Annotated in this window: 5 protein-coding genes; 4 read left to right on the top strand and 1 reads right to left on the bottom strand. The window is 69.0% G+C overall.

Features of this window, described 5'->3' with window-relative positions:
- On the bottom strand, positions 1-1,237 hold a 1,237-nt coding region (locus tag RIF93_RS19055; RefSeq protein WP_309093029.1), incomplete at its 3' end, for an erythromycin esterase family protein.
- Positions 1,238-1,315: 78 nt separating this feature from the next.
- Here RIF93_RS19055 and RIF93_RS19050 point away from each other — a divergent pair.
- The 4 genes from RIF93_RS19050 to RIF93_RS19035 all read left to right on the top strand — a co-directional run.
- Entirely contained in the window at positions 1,316-1,894 is a 579-nt protein-coding gene (locus RIF93_RS19050) for an NUDIX hydrolase (RefSeq protein WP_309093028.1), read from the top strand.
- A 4-nt stretch (positions 1,895-1,898) separates the two neighbouring features.
- A complete protein-coding gene (locus RIF93_RS19045; protein WP_309093027.1) occupies positions 1,899-2,270 on the top strand; it encodes a hypothetical protein in 372 nt (123 codons plus the stop codon).
- Between the two features lie 137 nt (positions 2,271-2,407).
- Complete coding sequence (locus RIF93_RS19040; RefSeq protein WP_309093026.1) at positions 2,408-2,680, top strand: usg protein; 273 nt, start codon at positions 2,408-2,410, stop codon at positions 2,678-2,680.
- 43 nt (positions 2,681-2,723) lie between these two features.
- A partial coding sequence (locus RIF93_RS19035) for a peptide ABC transporter substrate-binding protein (protein WP_309093025.1) occupies positions 2,724-4,326 on the top strand: 1,603 nt, incomplete at its 3' end.

Below are 4,326 nucleotides of genomic sequence, written 5' to 3'. Positions count from 1 at the left end.
GCCGTGACTCGGCGTAGTGGCTCCACCGTTCGGTTTCGGGCCGGTAGATGACGCCGATGAAGCGCTCCAGCCTGGGCTCCGCCAGCGTCTCGCGCAGGTCGTCGTGCACGCCGGGCCTGAGGTCCAGCAGGAAACGGTCGACGCCTGAGGCGTGCGACAGCCGCTCGTGGCTATCCGGCAGAGACGGGCGGACCGTCTTCACCTCCATCGGCTCGTCCCAGTCGGAGGCGCAGGCCACCGTGCCCGCGTGGGTGCCGAAGCCGATCAGCCGGGCCTGCTCCCCGAAGCGCTCGCGGCACAGCTGGCCGATGTTCAGCTCCTCCCGCACGACGCCCATCTCGGTCGCCCGGGCGTCCCCGATGTGGGAGTTGTGGGCCCAGACCACCGCCTTCGAATCCGCGCCCTTGGCTTCGAGGATCGCCTGCAGCGTCTCGAACATGTGGGTGTCGCGCAGATTCCAGCTCTCGGCGCCGCCGTAGTACATCGCCCGGTAGTAGGCCTCGGCGTCCGCGACGAGGCGGGCGCTCTGGGTGGCGTCCAACAGGGCCTCCTCGCCGTCTGCCCGGCCGTCGGCCAGCGAGCGCTGCAGCATGTCGCCCAGCATCTCGGTCACCGCGCCTTCGCAACCGGCGTAGCGGCCGGACAGCGCGAGGCGCCCGTAGGTCGCCGGGTGTTCGGCCCAGGGGCTGAGGCAGCCGTAGCGGTCGCGGGCCACCCGCGCGGCGTCGGGATCCACGCGGTCGAGGTAGTCGATCACCGCCCGCATCGAACCCGACAGGTTGTAGAGGTCGAGGCCGTAGACGCCCGCCTGCTCCGCCCCGGGGCGCATGCGGTTGTGCTCGGCGAGCCATCCGAGGAACTGGTCGAACTCGCGGTTGCGCCACATCCAGGTGGGAAAGCGGCGGAAGGCGTCCGTCGCGCCCGGCGGCTTCGGGCGGTGGCGCACGCGGGCGTCCAGCACCCGGGCGTCGGGCCAGTCGGCCTCCAGGGCCACCACGTTGAAGCCGTGCTGCTCGATCAGCCGGCGGGTGATGGCGGCCCGGGCGCGGTAGAACTCGCTGGTCCCGTGGCTGGCCTCGCCCAGCAGCACGACGCGGGCGTCACCGAAACGATCGAACTGCCGTCCGAACGCCGGGTCGTCGATCTCCGGCAACGGCTCGGCGCACGCGGCGATCAGGGCCGAGACGCCGCCGCGAACGGTGCGGGTCTCCTCGACGTCGCGATCAATTTTGGGCATGGCGGCCTCCGTCAGACGTTCAGGCAACCGCAGGCCGCGCCCGCGGTTCCGATCACGTACGGACGGTCAGGAGCGGGTATGCCGGTCGAGCTTAGGAAGGTGGAGACGGTCTATCAGGGCTATTCCACGGTGATGTTGGCCACCATGTCGACGTCCGGCGGGGAGACGTTCCGGCGCGAGATCGAACACCACGGGCGGGCGGCCGCGGTGCTGCCCTACGATGCCGAGCGACGCTGCGCCCTGCTGGTCAACCTGCCCCGGGCGCCGGTGATCTGGGCCGGCGGACCGCCCGAGCTGCTGGAAGCGCCGGCCGGCATGGTGGAGGACGAGGATCCCGAGGAGACCGTCGCCCGCGAGGCCATGGAGGAGGCGGGCGTTCGCCTGGGTCGCCTGGAGCCGCTGGGGGCGCCCTTCGCCTCACCTGGCGTGTCGAGCGAGAAGATCGACCTCTTCCTTGCGCCCTACTCGGCCGCGGACCGCATTGAAGCCGGCGGCGGCGCTGCGGGCGAGAACGAGAACATCACGGTCGAGGAGGTCCCGCTGGCCCAGCTATGGTCCTGGGTCGAGCAGCGCCGGATCGAGGACCTGAAGACCCTGACGCTCGTTCTGGCGCTGAAGGTGCGACGGCCGGACTTGTTTGCGAGCGAGAAGGACTGAGCGGATGGGGACGTTCATCGGCTGGGCGCTGGATCCCGGAGAGCGGGAAGCCCTGCTCGCGCGCTTTCCGCCCAGGTACGCCAACGCCGTAGCCGACCACGTGACCCTGGCGTTCAAGCCCACGCGCCCCAAGCTCCCCACCGAAACCGCCGGCGAGATCGTGGGCGAGTCCGACGACGGGCGCGGCGTGCAGGCGATGGTGGTCCGCATCGGCGGAACCACCGACCGGCCGGACGGCTCCACCTACCACATCACCTGGTCACTGGCGGACGGCCGCCGCGCCAAGGAGAGCAACGACGTGATCCGCGCGCACGGCTGGCGCCCCCTGCCCGAGCCCGTGCAGGTCCAGCTGGAGCCTCGGCTGTTTAAGCCTTGAGCGCCTTGGCAGCACCCACTCCATGTGAGTGCTAACACCTTGATTTCAGGAACTTTTCATCCGAATCGCGCATATGTTCCGTATGCGTGCGGCGTCACGCGCCCGCGCGCTAGGATCCACTGTGACGAGGTCATGGGATGAAAGCGTCGCCCGAATTCCGGAAACAGATGGAAGGCTACGGCCTGACGACGGCCGAGATCCTCTACCGGATGCCCGACCACCCCGCGCTCCTGCAGAGCTATATCTGGCAGGACTACGACATCTTTCCGGAGTTCCCGGTCCTGAAGAAGTTCCTCGACTTCTGGACCAACACCCTGGAGGGACCGCTCTTCAAGGTGACGGTGGGCCACAACAAGCTGATCCGGCCGGCCGAACTGAAGGCGATCGGCGCCGAGTACAAGCTGCACTAGCTCTCGACATTTTCCAGGGCCTACGGGACTGATGCGGCGGAAGATGCCGCCGTCCCGTCTCGCCCTCGCCGCCGTGCTGTTCGCCGCCCTGCTGCTGGGCGCCTGCCAGGACAAGGTGCGTCGCGCCGCCTGTCCCGCCGGGCAAGTCTGCCTCGAGTACGGCAACAACACCGAGCCTGCGACCCTCGACCCGCAGAAGTCGAACCTGGTCGACGAGGCCTCGGTCATTGGCGACCTGATGATGGGCCTGACGACCGACGCCCCGGACGGCTCGCCGGTCCCCGGAATGGCCGAACGCTGGGAGACCACGCCCGACGGCCTGACCTGGACCTTCCACCTGCGCGAGGCGCGCTGGTCGGACGGGCGGCCGGTCACCGCCCAGGACTTCGTCTTCGGCCTGCGCCGCAGCGTCGATCCGAAGACCGCCTCCATCTACGCCTGGCTGCTGTACGTCATCGAGAACGCCCAGGCGGTCAACGAGGGCAAGGCCCCGCTGGAGTCTCTGGGGGTCCAGGCGCTCGATGCACGCACCCTGCAGATCCGCCTGACGCATCCTGCGCCTTATCTGCCCGAGATCGCCAAGCACCAGAGCTACTTCCCGGCGCCCCGGCACGTGGTGGAACGGTATGGCGATGCGTGGGTGCAGCCCGGCCGGCACGTCTCGAACGGCGCCTTCAAGCTGGCCGCCTGGCGCCTGGGCGATCGGATCACGGTCGTGAAGAACCCGCACTTCTTCGACGCAGCCAACGTCTGCCTGGACCGCATCAACTACTATCCAACGCCGGACGTGGTCAGCGCCGAGCGGCGCGTCGCCCGGGGCGAGCTGGACCTCAACACCCGCTTCCAGTCCAACCGCTACCGGCGTCTGCAGAAGACGATGCCGGGGGTGGCGCGCACCGGGCTGTCGCTGGCCACCGGCTACCTCGCCTTCAACACGCGCGACGTGATGGCCTTCCAGGACATCCGCGTCCGCCGCGCGCTCTCGATGGCGCTGGACCGCGAGTTCATCACCGGCAAGCTGATGGGGGCCGGTCAGCAGCCAGCCTATTCCTTCGTACCGCCCGTCACCGCCAACTATGTGCAGGAGCTGCCGCGGCTGCGATGGGCGGCCATGAGCTTCCCGCAGCGCCAGGCCGAGGCCAAGCGGCTGCTCGCCGAGGCGGGCTTCACGGCCAAGCGGCCGCTGAAGCTCACTATCACCACGCCCAACAATACCGACACCCTGCTGCTGATGGAGGCGGTGCAGGCCGACTGGCGGGCCATCGGTGTCGACGTCTCGATCGCCCAGAACGAAAACGCCGTCGCCTTTGCCGCTTACCGCAGCCGCAACTTCGAGGTGGGGGCGATGAACTGGTACGGCGACTTCAACGACCCCGTCACCTTCCTCGGCCTCCTGAAGTCGGACACCGGGGCGCAGAACTACGGCGACTACCGCAACCCGGCCTACGACGCCCTGCTGGCCCGCGCCGATCAGGAGCCCGACCTGGCGCGGCGGGCGAAGATCCTGGCCCAGGCCGAGCAGATCATGCTCGATGACGAGGGCATCGTGCCGATATTCTTCGTGGTGAACCGCAATCTGGTCCGGCCGGAGGTGACCGGCTGGGTGGACAACGCGCCCAACTTCCATCGGGCGCGCTATCTGTGCC

This window comes from Phenylobacterium sp., from assembly GCF_031181185.1.
Taxonomy (GTDB): Bacteria; Pseudomonadota; Alphaproteobacteria; order Caulobacterales; family Caulobacteraceae; genus Phenylobacterium.
Note: the sequence above shows the minus strand (reverse complement) of the source record. Positions and strands in the feature narration are given on the sequence as shown.